Genomic DNA, 19,026 nt, shown 5'->3' with positions numbered 1-19,026 from the left:
TGACGCACTGTCACGCCGCTCGTCGCCTGAAAGCGCGCGCGGCGACAATCACCGGGCAACATGGGTCATGCACATCGAGCATTGCCGAATTCAGCTCATGCTCCGCCAAGCCATAGAGAAACCCGGTAGCCGAATAGGCGTTTCCATAGTGGCGGACTTCGACATTCTCCACCCCGAACCTGTCTGAGAGAAGCCGGCCCAGCGCCGCCGGGGTTATCGACCAGAACCAGCTCTCGCCCCATTCTCCTCGGTCAATCGGGCTTACCCAAGGGACCGTGACCAGAAGCACGCCTCCCGGTTTCAGCATCCGCCATAGGGTTGCAACCGCGACAGGCATGTTGAAAAGGAGGTGCAGGGTCTGGGTGAGCACGATGCAGTCAAATGTCTCGAGCGGCAGGTCGTCGCCGTTGGCCAGATCGCCAACGAAGGTCGTCAGCGGGTGGCCTTCATATCGGTTTAGAACGTCGCTCCTGGCAACTCGACTGCCTCCGAAGCGGGTCGTATAGGCGTTGTCCCCGATCTCCAGAACCCTGCCGGATATGTTCAGCGAACATGACGCGAGGAAAGTCTCGACATAGCGGCGGTCCACTGGCTTGCCGCGATCAAAACCGAAATTTGTACTGAAGGGCAGCGGGCGGCTGAGGTCACCGAACCGGACGCCCGATCGGCGCCGACTTGACCAGCCCTTGAAACGCTGCCGCAGCATCATGGTGGTCTGCAATGGCGCTGCGAGCGAAACGGCAATGGTGTTCAGGAGCTGACCGCCGAGCGAAGAACGGGATCGAACCGCTGTACTAAGCTGTCCCAGTTGCATGTGCGCATAATAGCGTTTCCAATTTTCGACGCCCTGATGGTAGGCGGCCGTCCAGTCTGGATTGGTCCGCGCAAGATTCCTCTGCCGGCCAAGGACTTTGAGCGCCGCGCGCAACATCATCGGATTGCTGTTGGACATATTCGTTGCGTGCCTGCGGTAATCTGCGAGACACTCCGGGGTGCATGCGGCCTTGTTTGCCCGAGACAGGCGAAGGTAGACGTCGTAATCCTCGCAAGCCCGCAGGGATCGGTCAAATCCGCCAGCAGCCTCCAATGTGCTACGCCGATAGAGCACTGTCGCATGCATTCCAATCAGGTTGCCGGTCAAGAATCCGGCATACGGGTCCTCTCCCACCGGCCTCAGCGGAACTGAATTCCTGACTGCGCCGGCCTCATCGATGTAGCAATAGGCTCCATAGACCAAGGCGCAATCCGGACTGTCATGGAACAAAGCAAGATTGGTAGCGAGCGCCGTCGGGCGCAGCCTGTCATCGGCATCCAGGAACGCGATGAATTCGCCACGTGCTGCCTTCATTCCCGTATTGCGGGCAGCGGCTAAACCCTGGTTTTCTTGGCGGATGTAGTGGACGTCGACATACCGGCGAACAACATTTTCGGGATTGTCCAACGAACCATCGTCCACAACGATGATCTCATCGGGCCGCACGCTCTGGTTCCGGACACTGTCGATCGCTTCCGCGAGAAATCGAGCATGGTTATAGGTCGTAATGACAACCGAGACACAGGCTGCGGCGGGTCTGACGGTCATCTTTCGCCCACTTGGCTCCGCGCAGTCGGGTAGCCGGCAAAGGTTAGCCATGCGACTGAGCGCCGACATGCCTCCTCGAAGCCGACCACCGGCTGGTATCCGAGCTCGCGCTCGGCCTTGGCCGACGGGAGTTTCACCCGACACCGGTGCAACAGCGCACGTTCTTCAGATACCTTGATCTTTGGAGCCATAGGCGGCCTCTGATCGAGCCCTGATTTCCGCCACTCGGCATAGCCTACCTTTAGTCCTCTACGAACGGGTCTCGGGAGGCTTCGGACAAGCCGCCGGTAAAGGTCGCCATCTCTCAGCCATTGTGTCCAGTTCGGCGCGAATGACAATGGCGCGGAAACCGAAATCGCAGCCAGGTCGAAGCCCAATGCCTCGGCGATCGGGCGGCAAAGATCTGCCCAACTTATCCTTTCGCGGTCCCCGACCAGATAGGTTCGCCCAGCCGCCTCGGGCACTTCGATGGCAAGCTTGATCGCATGAACGACATTGTCGACATAAGCGCTGTTGCAGATGCCATGGCCGCCATCCACCAGATAGGCAGAGCCGTCGAGGAGATCGTTGGCGAAGCCCCCCGTCCAGCTGGAGCGCGGGCCAAAGACAATTCCGGGCCGCAGCACCACCACCTGGACTGCACCGTCCCGTGACAATTCCCCGAGACGACGTTCAGCACGAACCTTGGCATTGTTGTACTCGACCGTGTGGCCGTCGTGCAGCGCGCTCGTTTCGTCCGTTCCGGGCGGCGGCGATTGGCCATGAACGGATGCGCTACTGAGGTAGACCAGGCGAACGACGCCCGCAGCGGCGGCGGCACGATAGACAGGCTCGACGGCATCGACGATCGTGCGACTATCACCGGCAACTGCATGAACAACGGACTGACAGCCAAGAAGGGCCGCAGTAAGAGCCGGAACGTCATGCGCGTCCGCCACCCTTCCATCGATCGCAAAGCGGGACAGGCTGGCGAAAGCACTCGGCCTGCGAACGATCGGCCTCACCTCAGCCCAGCCGGAAAGATGCAGCAACTCCACTGTCCGGCAACCTATGAAGCCGTTGGCGCCAAGCACGGCAACAGTGCCGGTCATTGTCTGGTCTCGGCGGAAGCAATGACGTGGCGAAAGTCTTCTGCTCCGAGCCAAGGCATGTCCAGCCGTTTCCGTCTGGCATAGCATTCCTCGATTCGCTTGAGCACGTTGCGCCCCGCTGTGGCTGACCCGGAAAGGAGGGTTCCATTTCGGACCGTGTCGACCAAGTCCGAAATCTGATCGCAGAACGCGTCGACGAAATCGCGCGACCGGTCGTCGGTGTTGGTGAAGGAGGCGGTGGCTGCCGTGCGGCATCCTTTCAAGGCGATCTCTACAAGCTCAGTCTCATTGACTGCCCAAGAAATCGAGCCACGTTCGCCCTCAAGACGGTAAAGGTTCGGACGAGCCCAATCACGGCTCAGCCGGACCGTTGCCTCGAAGTCGCCAAAACCTAACCGGACAAGGCAGTTCGCCTCGACGCCGCCCATTGCGTCATCGGCGTAGTGGATTTCATGGGGCTCTCCGAACCACCAGGTCAGGAGGTCAAGGCAATGCGTGCCTATGTCCTGAAGCACGCCACCGCCGGATTCCGCGCGGCTGAAATAGCTCGTCGAAGCGACAGGCCACTGGAAAGGGCCACCCTCAAAACAACAGACACCTTGAATTTTTCCGATCAATCCGCCCTCGACCATGGCCTTTATCGATCGGGTGGCAGGGAACTGCCTTCTGACGAGGCCTGTTGCCACATGCAGATTGTTGGCTGCCGCTACCGCCAGGATAAGGTCTGCGTCGGAGCTGCTCGTGGCCATCGGCTTCTCGCATAGAACATGCATGCCGGCCCGCAACGCCTGCATCGACTGATCGAGATGGTATCGAGGCGGGGAAGCGATGATCGCCACATCGGCGCCCACAGCCAGAAGGCCGTCGAAACTGGCTGCAACCTTCGCTCCGGGCAGCCGCGCCTGTACGACCGCGGCGGATTTCGCTTCGGGATCAAAGATGGCTGCGACTGCGATCTGGCCTCTGCCTTGAAGGCGCGACAGCGCTTCCGCATAGTAGAGCTTCGTGACGGCGCCACATCCGGCCAAAACGAGACGGACAGGCTCACCTTGCCGCAGCCGTGCCGACTGCCGTTGCACAGTTTCAATTTGGGCGGACAATCTCGCCTCCCTGCTTCGCAACGAGCCACAGCATACGTCCAATTGTCTTGAGCGACGGATCGAGGTGGAAGGCTTCACTCATTTGTGCGAGGCATCCAGCCCAATCACCAGAGCCAAGCAGCCGCCGTCCGGTTTCGAGAGCGCTTTGCGAATAAGTCCGCCGAGCCGATGCGGCGACATCGTCCGCGAGTTCGCTTGGAAGATAGCTCTTGAAAATATCAATCGCCATTCGCGTGTAGGCCATGTCCGCGGCATTCCGGATATGGCGCCCTGTGTTCGATTGCGGGTGCATCCGATAAAGCGCAAGGGCTTGCGGTTCGTACCAGACAGGAAAACGAGAAGCGATGCGTATCCACATCTCCCAGTCTTCGCTGCATTTCAGCCGCCGGTCGAAGCCGCCGAGTTCTTCGTAGACCGCGCGTCGGACCGCGATGGACGGCGTCATGATGCGCTGTTCGAGCGCCAATCGGACCACCGCATTCTCAAGCCTTCCGGAGATTGACTGCATTGCAGGTTCGATTGACAACTCCTGTCCGTGGGCGTCCATGAAGACCGTCCGGCAGAACGCCGCTCCTACTCTCGGATCCGCATCGAAACCCCGACCGAGCAATTCGTAAAATTCTGGTCGGACGGCATCGTCGCCGTGCAGGAGATGGACAAGTTCCCCCTGGGCTCGGCTCAGACAGGTATGGAAGTTGCCGATGTGGCCGAGGTTTTGCGGCTGGCGGAAAAAGCCGACACGCCTTCCCCCGATTTCGTTCACGACTTTTTGCGGATCGTCGGACGAACAATCGTCAACCACTTCGATCTGCATATGAGCCGGGTCAGGGGCTTGCGCGAGCACGCTTTGCAGCGTTGAGGCAAGAAAGCGGGCGCTATTATAGACGGGGATCATCACCGACCACTTCGGACGAACAGCCGCCTGTGGCAATGACGGGACCGGATCGCGATTCTCGAAGTTGCGGAAAGCCGTCATCTCCCGAGCACCGAGGATTTCAGCAGGAGCAGTGCCAACCGCGCGATATCGCGTTTCGGCACGTTGTTTCCGCCAGTGCCGCTTCGCAGCAATCGTAGGAAGCACGATCTGGCCGACGGCAAGTCACCTCCGTTCAGATACTGCTTCGACCATTCGTAAAAGTAGCGGGAACAGCCGCCACGGGCAAACTGTGCCCCACGGGCATCCATGACATTCGCCATTCGCCGGTAGAATCCCTCGATCGCATCAAGCCTGAGCGGGCTTGGCAGCGCCGATACAAGCCCACCCGGGTGCAGACGATAGATACCTGCCACCTCGTCGACAAAGGCGAGGTCTGCTGTCTTTGCGCAATGCACATACAGCGGCCAATCAGTAATCGGAAAGAAATCTGCATACCAAGACGGTACATCCCGAACGCACGCGGTTCGCATCATACCGCCGCAAGTGGCGAAGGGATTGCCTTCCCAAATTTCCCTTTGTGTGATTAAGGGCTTCTGATCCCGTGGCGTCCACCGCCGCGACGTGATCTCGTCGCCGTGCGCCACGAGCGCATTGTAAAATATGGCCGAGAGCTCAGGATGCGCGTCAAGATGGGCCACCTGATCTCGCAGCTTGGTCTTGGATGTCCACAGGTCGTCGCCATCAAGGATCGAGACATAGCGCCCGCGCGCAACCCGGAGTCCTCTCGCAACGACCTCGTTGGATCTCAAATTGCTGCCAGAATAGATCGCCGATAGTCTTTCGGGATAATTGGATACATACCGCTCCACGATCTCCCGGGTACCGTCCGTCGAAAAATCTTCGCTGATCAGGATCTCGACACCGGATTCCGTATCTTGCATGAGAACGCTGTCGATCGCTGCCGCTACGTAGCGAGCGTGATTGTAGGTGACAATGAGCACGGTCACACTGACCGTCGGTTCATTCACTGTCCGCTCAAAAGTGCATTCTGCCCTCTGAGCCAAATTGCGGCCCGACGACATCTGCTCTTCCGACAGCAGCAGCTTCTTCATTCCAAGCCTCTAAGGAGAAACGGGCTGTCTGAGCCGCTGCCTTCTTGGGGCATTGCAAAGGTTCCTCGTTCGGGATGCTGCGCCAAATAGCCTCCGCAGGGTCCAAGTTTGCTGTCCATTGCAGCCAGATTGTTGAGCAAGGCACGGTAATCGGTATTCTCGCCGCGATCGAAAAGCTCATCGACAGCGTAGTCCCAGAACGGTTTCCCGATCCCCGAGCTGCGGCCTTCGCGTTCCAGTTTGGTTCCTTGCTTCGCCTTGCGCCGGAAAATGGCAAGCGTCGCACCGACGACTTTCGCGAACTGCGAGGGCGATCGCCAGAGCACTCTGGCGAAGTTCATGCCGACGGCAGCAAAGCGGCGCCTTTTAAGCCCGAGCCTGGCGATCTCGACATCGTTACGGAACATCACATCCGATAGGATCGGGCTCACCATCTCGCTGCAGCGAGCAAAGAGGCTCTCGAGCACCATCCGACGCGAGATGAGCATTCGGACGAAATCTTGCGACATAGCTCCTGGCGTTCGGCGGTATCCGACCAAGTGCTCCTTGACGACATCGAATCGGTATTTCGAGGCGATACTCAATTGGAGGAAGAAGTCCTCACAACCCTCCGCACCGTTTTCGCGCAGTCGCGAGGAATAGCCACCCATTTCGAGTAAGACATCGCGCCGGAACATTGCCGAACTTCCGTGACCGATAAAGTTCTGTCCGAGATGCTGCATGAATACCCATCCGTGCGGGTGCATGCGCTTAGGCGTAATGATCGCCTTATCATCGGCATCAATCGTCCGGTAAAGCGTATAGACAAGCGCAACATCATTGCCTGCTGCAGCGAAAACACGCAGCTGCTTTTCGAGTTTGGTTGGGTGCCAGAGATCGTCGGCGTCTATAGGAGCTATATAGATGCCTTTGCTTGCACGTATCCCCGTATTCCGCGCCGACGCGACGCCACTGTTCTTCTGTTGTAGCAACTTGATACGCGGATCGTCATTGGATAGTCGGCGGACAATTGATGCAGTTTCATCAATCGAACCGTCGTCAACGACTATTATTTCGATGTTTCTGTATGTCTGGTTTATCACCGACGCCAAGGTGCGTTCGATAAATTGTTCTGCGTTGTAGGCAGGGATAATGACAGCCACGAATGCGTGAGTAGGACATTGTGAGTTGCTCGTAGAACAACTCCCCTTGGTGCGGCCACTTCCCTTCACTGTCACCCGGCCTCTGAGCTCTGCATGTACTGCTAAACGGCCGTTGTCCGGCTCACTAACATTTTGGGCCACGCACACTGGACGGCCCTCGCCCGGCCTTCTTAGGTGGCCGATCCATTCTCTTTGTGCCACAGCCCATAGCGTATTTTCCTTTCGCCCCTGGCCGACTTGGGGTTCGAAAACTCACGCAATAGCCCACGCTGCACCCTGACTAAGTGACCCAAAATGATCTCGCCCGTGCGTAGAGCCGCCCACGCAGAGTGGCGGATCCGAGAGTATCTGCTGTTCCTGCAATCTATGCCCCTGGATGGCGAGTAGATAGATCGTCAAAAGCGGTACCCGTTAAGGAAAATTCGCGACGGTTTCGGGATGCCGCGAGAATAAACGGTCTCTTTGCTGCGCGCGTTCACGAATGTCACGAGCTGACTGAATCGCACCCAAGACTGCGGAAATTCGCCTTCCATCTGGAGTTCGCCCCTGGGACCGGACAAATTGAACAAGCAGGATTGCCGGCTGATGGCGCGCGATCAACCTACTACGATCAGCCCGACACCGCCGTGGATGACACAGCGCTCGTCGAGACGATGGGTCAAATCTCCGACAGCTTCGAAGCTTACGGCTATCGCCGCATGCAGGCGGCGCTGCGGCAGCGCGGCATCGTCGTCAGCCCCAAGAAGGTCAGGCGGTTGATGCGCGAGCGTGATCTGCAGCCCAGGATCAGGCGCCGCTTTGTCGCTGGCTGCCTCCGCCCGCCCGATGATGAAGAGCGGGGGTGCCTCGCCCTGATCGATGCGGCACAGGAATTTCCAGATAGACCTTACTGCCATCGTCGAAGGGCGCGCGTCGGCCTCACCCGGTGCCCCGGCAACGGCCGCCTTCGGCGGCAGGACATCGCCGTATATGTCACGACCTTTGCCGGGAAGAATGCTTGCGAATCGCTGCGGAGATCGCCGCCAGGCCACCCCGCAGTTCGTCCTCAAGAGGATAGAGGAAGCCGACACGCATGTGGTTGCGCGGCATCTCGAACCAGTGGCCCGGACCGACATAGGTGCCATAGCTTTCCAGCAGGTCGGCGTAAAAGTCGTCGAAATCGAATCCCGGACCATGACGGAAACGGGGGAAGCAGACCACGCCGCCCTGGGGCTCGACCCATTCGATCAGCTCGTCGCTCTCAATCCAATCGCGCATGATGGCAAGGCGTCCGGCCAGCACTGGCGCCTGCGCGGCGAGGAAGGCGTCGCGGCGTTCCAGGATGCGGGCGCCGATCCACTCGTCGACGACGCTGCCGCAAATGCCGATCTGCTCCTTCGCCGCCAGGAAGCGCTCCATCAAGTGCACGTCGCGCGTCATGATCCAGCCCACGCGGATGCCCGGCGCGCCGTAAGCCTTGGACAGCGAAGCCACACTGATCGCGGCGGGGCTGAGCGAGGCGGCGGGGGGCAGCATCTCGCCATGGGTCAGGTCGCGGTAGGTTTCGTCCACCAGTAGCCTGCATCCCGCCTTTTCGACCAAGGCGATCAGCGCGTCCAGTTGAGGGCGGCCGATCATCGTGCCGGTTGGGTTATGCGGGCAGGTGATGCTGACATAGCGGGTGTTCGGGCGCAGAGCGCTGGCGACGGTATCGATGTCGAGGCCGAACCGATCGTCGAATTTGAGGTCGATAAAGGTGATGCCGCAGCCGATGGCGCGCGGCGTCTCGATGTTAGTGGCATAGTTCGGCCGCACCACGACAAGATGGTCGTCGCGCGATAGAAGCGTGGTGGCGATGATGAACAGCGCGCCAGCGGCGCCGGCGGCCACCAAAACGTTGTTGGGGCCGAGGCCCTTGCCCTGCGCGGCTACCAACGCCCGAAGCTCAGGGTCGCCGCGATGCTCGCCATAGGGCAGCAGCAGGTCAGGGACGGAGAGATGGAAATCGGACAGCTTACGGTCTCGTACGGAGCTTTCCGACAGGTTGAAGCGAATGCGGTCATAGCCGTATTCCTCCGGTGATTCCTTCTCGATCACCATGCGTGCGTAGTCCATGCTTTCCCCCGTCAGGCTGCCAGCCGGGCGACGGCCAAAACGGCCTGGTCGACCTCGTCTGCTGTGGTGTAATGCGATAGGCCGAGCCGAGCGACGCCGCCTTGCTCGCGCAGGCCGAGCAGGCCGGAGGCTTCATAAGCGTAGAAATCGCCGGCCCAGCCGAAGATGTTTTCGCCCGCCAGCGCGGCTGCGATCTCCTGCGGCGACCTCTTGGCCAGCCGGAAGCTGAAGGTGGGCACACGGGCGTCCAGCCGGTTGCGGCTGGCGATGCCGCAGAGCTTGAAACCGGGAATGCCGGCAACACCCGCCAGGAACCGGTCCATCAGTCCGGCTTCGTAGTCGGTCGCCGCCTCCAATCCCGCCACGATGCGCTGGCGCAGCGGCGCGGCAACGTCGACGCCGGCGCACTGCTCGCCGAGCCAAGCGATGTGCTCGATCGCCGCCTGCGTGCCGGCCTGCGCCTCGAAGGAGGGAGTGCCGGGGGTGTGGCGCCACGGCATGTCGAAGGAGGCGGGCCGCACCTTGAGCGGCGTGAGCCGGTCGCGCAGCTCCGGCCGTATATACATGACCCCGGCGTGCGGACCGAAGAACTTGTAGGCAGAGCATGCGAGCAGGTCGCAGCCGATCGCCGACACGTCGAGGGCCAAATGCGGCGCCGACTGCACGGCATCGACCATGGTGACGGCGCCGGCAGCTTTACCAGCAGCCACGATACGGGCAACGTCGTTGACGGTGCCAAAGATGTTGCTCGCGTGATTGCAGGCAACCAGACGCGTGCGCGGGCTGATCAGTTCGTCCAGCATGTCGTAGCGATATTCGAAGGTTTCGGTATCGAACTCGAGCCAGCGGACGGTGACGCCACGTTCCTCGGCTGCGATGATCCACGGGCCGACATTGCCATCATGGTCCATGCGGGTAAGCACGATCTCGTCGCCCGGTTTCCAGTCGCGTGCCACCATGCGCGAAAAATGGAAGATCAGCGAGGTGCTGTTGAGGCCGAAGACGATCTCGTCCGGCTGTGCACCGAGCAAGGCGGCCGCCGCTGCATGCGCTCCCACCAAGATGCGGTCGCTATCACGCGAGGTGTGGAAGGCACCGCCCTCGTTGGCGCAGCTTCGCAGCATCACCTCGCTCATGCGCTCGACCACGCGTGCCGGTACTTGCGAGCCGCCCGGCGCGTCGAGATAGATACGTGGCTTGCCGTCGTCGGTGATCGCCAGCGCCGGGAAGGCCCCGCGCACCGCCTCGATGTCCCATCGTCCAGTCGTCATGGAATTCCCTTTCAGGTCGGTCGCACCGCCGCGATCGCGGCCGTCAGTTCGTCGTAGTCGAAATTCCCGCCGCACAGCACGATCGCATTGACTTGGCCGCGGTACCGTTCCGGGTGCTTCATCAGCCCTGCCAGCGCTAGGCCGGCTGCACCCTCGACCAATAGATGCTCTTCGATCGCGAGACGGGCGAGCGCGCCGGCGATCTCGGCTTCGGAACAGATGACCACATCGTCGACGACCGACCGGGCGAGGCCGAGCGTGACTGAATCCTCATCCATGCCGCCGGCGACGCCGTCGGCCAACGTCGGCAAGTGCTCGACATCGATCACCTTGCCCGCTTCCATCGACGCTGCCAGCGCCATGCTGTTGGCGGCCGCGCAGCCGATGATCCGCGTGCGCGGACTGAAGGCCTTCATCACGGCGCCGATGCCGCCGATCAACCCGCCGCCGCCCATGGCGATGAAGACATTGTCGATACGCGAATGCTCTTCCAGCAGTTCGAGCCCGATCGTGCCCTGGCCAGCAACAACGTCGGGATCGTTGTACGGAGATACGTAGACGAGTCCCTTCTCCTCGCCCAGGCGGCGCGCGTGCGCCTCGGACTGGCCGCTTTCGTCGCCATGCAGGATCACGTCGACGCCAAAGGACCGTATGCGCGCCAGTTTGGCCTTCGTGACATTGTGCGGAAGCACGACCGACAATTTTCGGAACAGGCGCGACGCCGCGAAGCTGGAGGCTATGCCGTGGTTGCCGGACGAGGCGGTGACGAACGGCCGGCCCCCGGTCGCATCGTCCATCGCGGTCAGCTTCGAGAAGGCGCCTCGCGCCTTGAAGGAGTTGGTGAACTGGAAATTTTCGCATTTGAACAAAACGGTGCTACCGATCGCGTCGCCGACGGCGGACGCGCCCAGCAGCGGCGTCTTTGCGATGTGGCCGCGGATGCGGGCATGCGCCCGCACGGAACGCGCGGCAGCGGCGGCGATGTCACCTTCGTTCGACATGGTTCTGTCCTGGGTCAAGAGTTTGCGGCTGTGCCGGCGCTCGCGAGGATGGCGCTGGCGATTGCCGCGTCCTCTGCGCCGAGGCCGGTCAGGTCGGCGATGCTGATGTCGCCACGCTTGCGCGTCAATGAGCCAGTCCGCAGCGATACGCCGATCTCACCGATCCGCTCTGGCTCGACGAGGCCGGCCGCGATGGCATGAGCGAACTCGCCATGGTCGATGCTCTGCAGGGCCGAATCGGCGAGCAACGTGTCGGCGCGCGCGACCAACGTATTCTCCAATTCCTGTTTGCCGGGCGCATCGGCTCCGATGGCTGTAATGTGCGTGCCGGACGCGATCCATTCAGCGCGCACCAGCGGCGCGGTCGCGGGCGTCGTGGTGATAATCACTTGTGAATCGGAACAAAGGTCGGCGAGCGAGCCGACTGGCGATACCTGGAGGCCAAGGTCGGCCACGTCGGCGGCGAAGCGTCCCGCCGCCGCTGGCGAGCGGCCCCATACCGCGACCGAAAGCGGCTCGCCGTGAGCCAGCGCTCGCAGCGCGCGTAACTGCATGCGTGCCTGGGTTCCGGTGCCGACGATGCCGAGGCGCGTCGCGCCCTTGGGCCAGCACAGCCGGGTCGCCAGCGCGCCGGCATAGCCAGTGCGCCAGTCGGTCAGCATGCCTTGGTCGAACAGCAGCGCTACCGGTTCGCCTGTCGTGGCCGACAGCGCCACCATCATGCCGTTGCCGCTCGGAAGGCCCTTGGTCGGATTGTCGTAGAACCCAGTCGCGACTTTGACGACGAAGATCGACGCGCCCGATACATGGGCGCATTTCACATGGCAATCGCCGTTCGCCGCCGCGAATCCCATGTGGACGACGGGCGGCTGCTGGACTGCCCCGGCGCTGTAGGCGACGAGGCTTTCGCGAACGGCCGCAATACCGGCGGCGTGGTCGAGCCGCCGCAGGATCTCCGCCCGGTCGAGGATGAGCGGCATGTTTGCGGCTGGCCTAGCCATGGTCGTTCCGTTCAGGCCGCCGAGCGGGCAAGGCCGCGCAGGAAGAGCTGCACACGTTCCAACCCGCCTTCCAGGACATGCGCCGGCGCGCCGATGCCGACGCGGAAATAGCCGTCCATGCCGTAGACGTCGCCCGGCGCGACAAGCACGCCCTGCTCGTCCTTGACGCGATGCGCCAGCTCGGTCGAATTTATCGGCAAGTGATAGCGCACGAATGCCATGCCGCCTGCCTGCGGCGGCGCCAGCGAGACCAGCCCCTCGTTGGCGCGGACCCAGCGCACCATCATGTCGACATTGCGTGACAGGAGGTCCCGGCTGCGGTCGAGGATCGCCTTGCGGCGCGCCGGCTGCAACACCATCGACGCGACCAGTTCGCTGACCGCGCCGGTAGTGATGGAGGTATAGTCCTTGCGTTGCCAGGAGGCATAGATCTCGGCAGCGGGGCCGACCAGCCAGCCGATGCGCAGGCCCGGCATCGCCATCGCCTTCGACAAGCCGCTGGTGACGATGGCTTTCTCATAAAGGTCGACGCTGCTCGGCGGCTCGAGGGTACCGTATTCGGCTCCCTTGTAGACCTCGTCCGTATGTAGCCAGATGCCGTTGGTGCGTGCGATGGCCACAATTTCCCCGAGCAGGTCCGCCGGCACCACGCGTCCGGTCGGATTGTTGGGCGTGCAGAGCGTGATGACCTTGGTGCGGGGCGAAATCGCCGCGCGGATGTCGGCCGGATCGGGCAGCCAGCCCAGTTCCTCGTGCAGCGGCACATCACGGACCACCGCGCCGAGCGCCTTCGCCCATCCCCTGATCTGCAGGTAGTTGGGGACGACGACGATGATCTCGTCGCCCGGCTCCAGCAGCGTCATCGCCATCAGAAAATTGGCTTCGGCCGAGCCGTTGGTGACCATCACCTCGTCGGCCGTACGATTCTTGTATGTGGCCGCGATCGCCTCGCGAAGGACGACGGCACCGTTCGTCCAGCCGTAACCGAGTTCGGCGGCAAGCACCTTTTCGCGTTCCTCCGGGCTCAGCAGTTCGTTGAGCGAATAGGGGTGTACCCCGCTATCGGAGAGGTTGTACTCGACGATGTTCTCGTAGAGCGACTGGATGCGTTCGAGGGTGAATTCTTCGATCTGCATGTGTGTACGATTCCTCTTCTTCAGGAAGCCGCGCGGGCCGGCGAGGTCGCGTTGGCCAGGATGCCTAGCACAGTTCTGTGCAACTCAGGTGTGGCGCTGGCCACGACGGAACGGCGGCCGGAACGGATCGTCAGTTCGCCGCCCTGCCAGTCGGTCATGACGCCACCGGCGTTACGCACGATCGGGATCAGTGCGCAATAGTCGAAGGCGTCCAGCCCCCCGTCCACATTGATGTCCAGCGCGCCGTCGGCGACGCGGCCATAGGCATGGCAACCGCCGCCATAGACGCTCCAGCGCACCTGGCGGCGCAGCCTCTTGTAGGCGGCCGTATCCTTATCGTCGAAGGATTCCGGGTTGCCGTTGCCGACAAGGGCCTCGCTAAGGTCCTGGCAGGCGCGCGTGCGTACGGGCTTGCCGTTGAGGGTGGTCGACGAACCGTCGGCGCCCAGCCAGCGCTCGTTGGTGACGGGATTGTCGATGACCCCGAGCACGGGAACGCCGTTGCGGGCCAGCGCGATCAGCGTGCCGAAGGTCGGAATGCCGGTGATGAAGGCTTTGGTGCCGTCGATCGGATCGATGACCCAGACCCATTCCGCGTCGAGGCCGACGGACCCAAATTCCTCGCCGAGGATGCCGTGGTCGGGATACGCCTCCTGGATGCGCGCGCGCAGCCTCTCCTCGACCTCCCGGTCTACCGCGGTGACAGGGCTTGCATCGCCCTTGGAAACGAAGCCGTGTTGCTCGCTGAGCGCTTCCTGGATTGTCGCCCGGCTGACGTCTGCCAGCGAACCGGCGAAAGCCGTAAAGGTCTTGGGGTCAGATGCCGGCATTGTCGGCTCCCTCTATGAGTGGGGTTGCGGGTTCGTCCAGAGGACGCGTGTGTCGTGAAAGCCTGTATTCGAGGGCGCGCAACGCCGTGGTGAGCACGTAGGTAATGGTGAGGTAGATAAGCGCCGCGGTGATGAAGAGCTCATAGGGCGCGAAGGTGCGGGCGACGATCGTGTTGGCGGCGCCGGTCAGCTCCATGACGGTGATGGTCGAGGCGAGTGATGTGGATTTCAGCATGCTGACCACCTCGTTGCCGTAAGCCGGCAGGGCGATGCGGAAGGCGCCCGGCAGGATGATCGTGCGGTAGGTCAACGCCGTCGACATGCCGCAGGCACGCGCCGCCTCGATCTCACCGGCTGGCACCGCCTCGATGGCGCCGCGCAGGATGTAGGCGGTGTAGGCGGCCGTGTTCAGGCTGAAGGTCAGAATGGCGCACACCCAGGCCTGGCGCAGATATGGCCACAGAAAGCTGTCGCGAACGACCTCGAGCTGGGCGAGACCGTAATAGACAAGGAAGATCTGGACCAGGAGCGGCGTGCCGCGGAAGAAGTAGATGTACCAGTGCAGCAGGAGGCGCACCGGCGCCGGGCCGCTGACGCGCAGGATGGCGACGGGAAGTGCCACCGCCATGCCGCAGAAGAGTGAGGCGACGAGCAGTTCGATCGTCGTGACGGTGGCCGACAGCAGCGCCGGCAGGCTCTCGACCATAAGCTCGAAGTTCATCGCGCCAGCTTCCTCTCGCCGCGCGTCGCACGCCGTTCCAGCGCGTCGACAATCGAGGTGTTCAGTATGGTGAGCAGGAGGTAGATCAGCGCCGCGGCGAGGTAGAAGCGGAAGGGTTCGCCATTGACCTGCGTCGCCATGGTGGAGATGCGCATCAGCTCCTCCAGCCCGACGATGGAGATAAGCGACGTGTCCTTGATGAGCGAGATCCAGTTGTTGCCGAGGCCGGGCAGCGCGTAGCGCCACATCAGCGGCAGGCGGATGTGGATGAAGCTGGTCGCGGCCGACATGCCGAAGGCATCTGCCGCCTCGATCTCGCCCTTGGGAATGGCGAGATAGGCGCCGCGCAGCACCTCGGCCGCGTAGCCGCCGAAGACCAGGCTGAGCGCGAAGACGCCGGCCGGCATCGCCGGCACTTCGAGAAAGCGGATGCTGGGGTCAATCATCTTCGCCAAGCCGGTCAGGGCCACCGTGCCGCCGAAATAGGCGATGAGGATGATGAGGAGTTCGGGCGTGCCGCGCACGACCAGAGTGAAGCCCCGGCCGATGGCGCGCAGCACACAGTTCGAGGAGAGCTGTGCCAGCGCGCCGAGAATGCCCCAAACGAGGCCGACCGCCAGCGACAGCAGCGCGACCTCGACGGTGGTCATGAGCCCGCGCGCGACCTCCAAACCCCATCCCTGGAAAATGTCCATCTGCCGCTCCTGCGGTGGCAAGAAGAAAGACGCCGGCCATCGGGTGAAATGGCCGGCGATGAACCGTACGGCTCGGCCTAGTTCGATGCCGGCAGCACGCTGAACGACCAGTACTTGTCGTTGATGGTCTTGAACGTGCCGTCGTCGATCATGGCCTTCATCGCCTTGTCGAGCTCGTCGCGAAGGCCGGCATCGTCCTTGCGCATGCCGATGCCCACGCCTGGCCCGAAATACTTCACGTCCTTGATCTCCGGACCGATGAATTTGTAACCCTTGCCTCGGTCCTTGTTGAGGAAGTCGTTGGCGAGCTTGATCGGGCCGGCGAAGACGAGATCGGTCCGCTTCGAGGTCAGGTCGAGCAGCATGTTGTCGGCCGTGTCGTAGAGCTGGATCGTGGCCTCAGGAAAGTTGTCTCGCATGTAGTTCTCGTAAGTTGAGGCACGCTCGATCCCGATGGTCTTGCCCTTGAGACCATCGGGGTTGGGCTTGCCGTCGTCCGTCAGCGGCTTGGCATCGCTTCCGTCCGGACCGACGAACCGGGCGGTGGAGGAGCGGTACGGGATCGAAAAGTCGATGCTCTTCTTGCGCTCGTCGGTGATCGACATCGACGCGGCGAGAAGATCGAACTTGCCGGCGACAAGGCCCGGAATAAGCGAATCGAAAGGCATGCAGACAAAGGAGGCGTCGGCGCCGAGGCGCTTGACAACTTCCTTCGCGACATCGATGTCGAAGCCGCGCAACTCGCCGTTCGCGTCCTTGTAGTTGAACGGCGGGTATGTGCATTCACTGCCGACGCGCAGGTCGCGCGCCGAGACCTGCGTGGCGAAGGCGGCGAGGCCGGCCGCAAGCATCAAGACAAGTTTTTTCATCACGTTCCCCTGTTGTTTGTCCTGTTCAAAGAACGCGCTGCAGGAAGGCCCGGCAGCGCGCCGATTGCGGATCGCCGAGAACCTGTCCCGGCGGGCCGCGCTCCTCCACCATGCCCTGGTGGAGAAAGAGCACCTCGCGCGAGATCTCGCGCGCGAAACCTATTTCATGGGTGACGACGATCATCGTGCGTCCTTCTTCGGCGAGCGTGCGCATGACCGAGAGCACCTCGCCGACCAGTTCCGGGTCGAGCGCGGAGGTCGGCTCGTCGAACAGCATCAGCTTCGGCTCCATCGCCAGCGCGCGGGCGATGCCGACGCGCTGCTGCTGGCCGCCGGAAATATGCGCGGGGTAGTGGTCGCGCTTCTCGAACAGCCCGACCTTGGCGAGATAGGCCCCGGCTCGCTGCCGGGCCTCCTGTTTGGACAGGCCGAGCACCTTCATCGGTGCAAGCATCACGTTGTCGAGCACGGTGCGCTGGCTCCACAGATTGAAGCTCTGGAAGACCATGCCGATGCGGCTGCGGATGCGATTGATCTGGCGCGCATTCAGCTTCGCGCGCCCCGAACTGCGATCCAGCGTCAATTCCTCGCCTTCCACCGCGATCGTGCCGGCGTCGGGAATTTCCAGAAGATTCATGCAGCGCAGGAAGGTGCTCTTGCCCGACCCGCTGGCGCCGATCATGGTGATCACGTCATGGGCATGGGCGACCAGGTCGACGCCTTTCAAGACTTCCAGAGCGCCGAAGCTCTTACGGATGTTATTTGCCCGCAGGACGGTGTTTTGGTCCATGTCCACTTGGTGCCCTTGCCTCCCGATCGGCTGGACACGGAGATTGTCCCGGAAGCGCGGCTGCCCAAAGAGCCAATTTCGCCGACGGGCAGCGGACCAATTCCAGTCCCGTGGGCTGTGAATGCGTCGTCAACCGTGTTCGAGGATAGTCTGCGCGAGGATGTCGACGCAACGCGGGATGCGGCGGACCGACGTGTTGCCGAAGCCCAGCACAAGACCCCTCGGCTTGGTTTCCCGGCGTGCGTAGCGCGAGAGTGGTGGGCAGTCCAGCCCCTTCTGGAGCAGTGTTCGCGATACGGCCACGTCGTCAAACGGTTCGCGTGCGTGGACGGTCAGGTGCAGGCCGGCGTGAACGTCGGGAACATCGAAGCCGTCTCGCAGCTTTGCGCGCAGGCATTGTGTCAGGCAGGCGGCGCGATCGCGGTAGATGGTGCGCATACGCCGAAGGTGCGAGGCGAGTCGCCCCTGGTCCATGAAGTCGGCGACCAGCGCCTGGTCCGGTAGCGGTGCGTAGAAGGAGAAAATACGCTGGGCGAGGGCGAACGCCTCGACCAGCGGCATCGGCGCGATCAAATAGGCGAGCCGCAGGCCGGGCGCCAGCATGCGGTTGAACGAGCCGGTATAGATGACCCGCCGCGGATCGCGCGCGTAGAGCGTCGTCTGCGCTTCGCCCGACCAGCGGATCTCGCTATTGGAATCATCCTCGAATATCCAGCCGGGCCGGTCCGCCGCCCAATCAAGCAGCTTTTGCCGGCGATCCGCCGTCATCGTGCAGCCGAACGGCCATTGCTCGGTCGGGGAGACAACGGCCATACGCGCCTCTCGGACCATCACGCCGGCGGCTTCTGTGTCGAAGCCTTGCCTGTCGAGCGGGGCGGGAACGGTGACAAGGCCGAAGGCTTCCAGCGTGGCGATCTCGGGCATGTGGCAAGGATCCTCGACCAGAACGGTGTCGCCGCGGTCGAGCAGAACATGAGACGCGAGAGCGGCCGCTTGCAGCGTATTGCCGATGACGATGATCTGTTCGGGACGACAGTTGATCGCTTTAGCCTCCGCCAGATAGCCCGCGATGCGGGTGGCCAGCAGTGGCGCGCCGCGCGAATAGTCATAGCCGGTGTGGGCGCTGGCGTGCTCGCGCCAGCGGCGGCTAGCGATCTGAGCGAACTCGTCATAGGGGAACTCGTTCAGCGCCGGCACGCCGGCGCTGAGATCGTAGGTCTCGATGCGTTCGGCTGGCAGGTTCATGTCGAGCAGCGCCTGGCCGCGGCGCGAGGGTGCCGGGAGCGCATTTGGACCTGACACCGGTATGACCGCCGTCTCGGCTCGGGGGTGATTGTCTTCCGGCAGCATGGTTTCGACGAAGGTGCCGGCGCCGATCCGACGTGCGACATAGCCCTCCGTGGCAAGTCGCTCATAGGCGAGGACAACGGTGTTGCGCGAGAGCCCGAGTTCCTCGGCCATGACGCGGCTTGGCGGCAGGCGCGCTCCTGGCGCCACGATGCCATCCCGTATCCAGCGGCGTAACTGCTCGAAAAGTTGCTCGTTCAACGGCGTGCCACGGCTGCGGTCGAAGACGATCCTGTTCCAGCTGGGATAGTTGAAAGCGTGCATGTCTGTTCACCGGCTACGGCGGGACCTCACGAGCGGCGACGCAGCCATAAGGATGATCTTCCTATCGAATTGAAATCACCCTATCACATGACGAACGATAAGC

At 62.4% G+C, this 19,026-nt stretch carries 18 protein-coding genes; all 18 read right to left on the bottom strand.

The genetic code is table 11. The annotated features are described in order from the left end of the window. Positions 1 to 10: 10 nt before the first annotated feature. The 18 genes from FJ942_RS18570 to FJ942_RS18485 all read right to left on the bottom strand — a co-directional run bounded on the left by FJ942_RS18570 (position 11) and on the right by FJ942_RS18485 (position 18,923). Entirely contained in the window at positions 11 to 1,582 is a 1,572-nt protein-coding gene (locus FJ942_RS18570; RefSeq protein WP_140649329.1) for a glycosyltransferase, read from the bottom strand. Then, positions 1,579 to 2,673, bottom strand: coding sequence for an NAD-dependent epimerase/dehydratase family protein (locus FJ942_RS18565; protein WP_181169961.1), 1,095 nt, complete (start codon positions 2,671 to 2,673; stop codon positions 1,579 to 1,581). The genes FJ942_RS18570 and FJ942_RS18565 overlap by 4 nt, the downstream gene beginning before the upstream one ends. Further along, positions 2,670 to 3,773 carry a Gfo/Idh/MocA family oxidoreductase gene (locus tag FJ942_RS18560; protein ID WP_181169959.1) on the bottom strand — a complete coding sequence of 368 codons (1,104 nt, stop codon included), beginning with the start codon at positions 3,771 to 3,773 and terminating at the stop codon, positions 2,670 to 2,672. Before FJ942_RS18560 ends, FJ942_RS18565 begins: the two co-directional genes overlap by 4 nt. After that, positions 3,757 to 4,749, bottom strand: coding sequence for a glycosyltransferase (locus FJ942_RS18555; protein WP_140672443.1), 993 nt, complete (start codon positions 4,747 to 4,749; stop codon positions 3,757 to 3,759). The genes FJ942_RS18560 and FJ942_RS18555 overlap by 17 nt, the downstream gene beginning before the upstream one ends. Next, positions 4,746 to 5,762 (bottom strand): glycosyltransferase, encoded by a 1,017-nt coding sequence (locus FJ942_RS18550; protein ID WP_140898529.1) that lies wholly within the window; start codon positions 5,760 to 5,762, stop codon positions 4,746 to 4,748. Before FJ942_RS18550 ends, FJ942_RS18555 begins: the two co-directional genes overlap by 4 nt. Beyond that, entirely contained in the window at positions 5,759 to 6,904 is a 1,146-nt protein-coding gene (locus FJ942_RS18545; protein WP_181169958.1) for a glycosyltransferase family 2 protein, read from the bottom strand. Before FJ942_RS18545 ends, FJ942_RS18550 begins: the two co-directional genes overlap by 4 nt. A 596-nt stretch (positions 6,905 to 7,500) precedes the next feature. Beyond that, on the bottom strand, positions 7,501 to 7,800 hold the full coding sequence (locus FJ942_RS28875) for a hypothetical protein (protein ID WP_246674991.1): 300 nt from the start codon (positions 7,798 to 7,800) through the stop codon (positions 7,501 to 7,503). Positions 7,801 to 7,876: 76 nt separating this feature from the next. Beyond that, positions 7,877 to 8,983 (bottom strand): aminotransferase class I/II-fold pyridoxal phosphate-dependent enzyme, encoded by a 1,107-nt coding sequence (locus FJ942_RS18535; protein WP_246679833.1) that lies wholly within the window; start codon positions 8,981 to 8,983, stop codon positions 7,877 to 7,879. A 26-nt stretch (positions 8,984 to 9,009) separates the two neighbouring features. Next, positions 9,010 to 10,269 (bottom strand): cysteine desulfurase-like protein, encoded by a 1,260-nt coding sequence (locus tag FJ942_RS18530; protein WP_140898523.1) that lies wholly within the window; start codon positions 10,267 to 10,269, stop codon positions 9,010 to 9,012. An 11-nt stretch (positions 10,270 to 10,280) separates the two neighbouring features. Next, positions 10,281 to 11,270 (bottom strand): pyridoxal-phosphate dependent enzyme, encoded by a 990-nt coding sequence (locus FJ942_RS18525; RefSeq protein ID WP_140622704.1) that lies wholly within the window; start codon positions 11,268 to 11,270, stop codon positions 10,281 to 10,283. A 14-nt stretch (positions 11,271 to 11,284) separates the two neighbouring features. Beyond that, positions 11,285 to 12,250: an ornithine cyclodeaminase family protein gene (locus tag FJ942_RS18520; protein WP_181169956.1), complete on the bottom strand. Its 966-nt coding sequence runs from the start codon at positions 12,248 to 12,250 to the stop codon at positions 11,285 to 11,287. Between the two features lie 32 nt (positions 12,251 to 12,282). Continuing rightward, entirely contained in the window at positions 12,283 to 13,407 is a 1,125-nt protein-coding gene (locus FJ942_RS18515) for an aminotransferase class I/II-fold pyridoxal phosphate-dependent enzyme (protein WP_140898521.1), read from the bottom strand. Positions 13,408 to 13,427: 20 nt separating this feature from the next. After that, positions 13,428 to 14,237 carry a histidinol-phosphatase gene (hisN, locus tag FJ942_RS18510; RefSeq protein ID WP_140898519.1) on the bottom strand — a complete coding sequence of 270 codons (810 nt, stop codon included), beginning with the start codon at positions 14,235 to 14,237 and terminating at the stop codon, positions 13,428 to 13,430. Then, positions 14,224 to 14,958, bottom strand: coding sequence for an ABC transporter permease (locus tag FJ942_RS18505; protein WP_140500677.1), 735 nt, complete (start codon positions 14,956 to 14,958; stop codon positions 14,224 to 14,226). Before FJ942_RS18505 ends, hisN begins: the two co-directional genes overlap by 14 nt. Then, entirely contained in the window at positions 14,955 to 15,653 is a 699-nt protein-coding gene (locus FJ942_RS18500) for an ABC transporter permease subunit (protein ID WP_140500678.1), read from the bottom strand. Before FJ942_RS18500 ends, FJ942_RS18505 begins: the two co-directional genes overlap by 4 nt. A 77-nt stretch (positions 15,654 to 15,730) precedes the next feature. Next, on the bottom strand, positions 15,731 to 16,522 hold the full coding sequence (locus FJ942_RS18495) for a transporter substrate-binding domain-containing protein (protein WP_140558734.1): 792 nt from the start codon (positions 16,520 to 16,522) through the stop codon (positions 15,731 to 15,733). A 25-nt stretch (positions 16,523 to 16,547) separates the two neighbouring features. Continuing rightward, on the bottom strand, positions 16,548 to 17,312 hold the full coding sequence (locus tag FJ942_RS18490) for an ATP-binding cassette domain-containing protein (protein WP_140500680.1): 765 nt from the start codon (positions 17,310 to 17,312) through the stop codon (positions 16,548 to 16,550). Between the two features lie 129 nt (positions 17,313 to 17,441). Next, positions 17,442 to 18,923 (bottom strand): PLP-dependent aminotransferase family protein, encoded by a 1,482-nt coding sequence (locus tag FJ942_RS18485; RefSeq protein WP_140584229.1) that lies wholly within the window; start codon positions 18,921 to 18,923, stop codon positions 17,442 to 17,444. Positions 18,924 to 19,026: the final 103 nt, after the last annotated feature.

The sequence above is a fragment of the Mesorhizobium sp. B2-4-2 genome, assembly GCF_006442845.1.
Lineage (GTDB): Bacteria > Pseudomonadota > Alphaproteobacteria > Rhizobiales > Rhizobiaceae > Mesorhizobium.
Note: the sequence above shows the minus strand (reverse complement) of the source record. Positions and strands in the feature narration are given on the sequence as shown.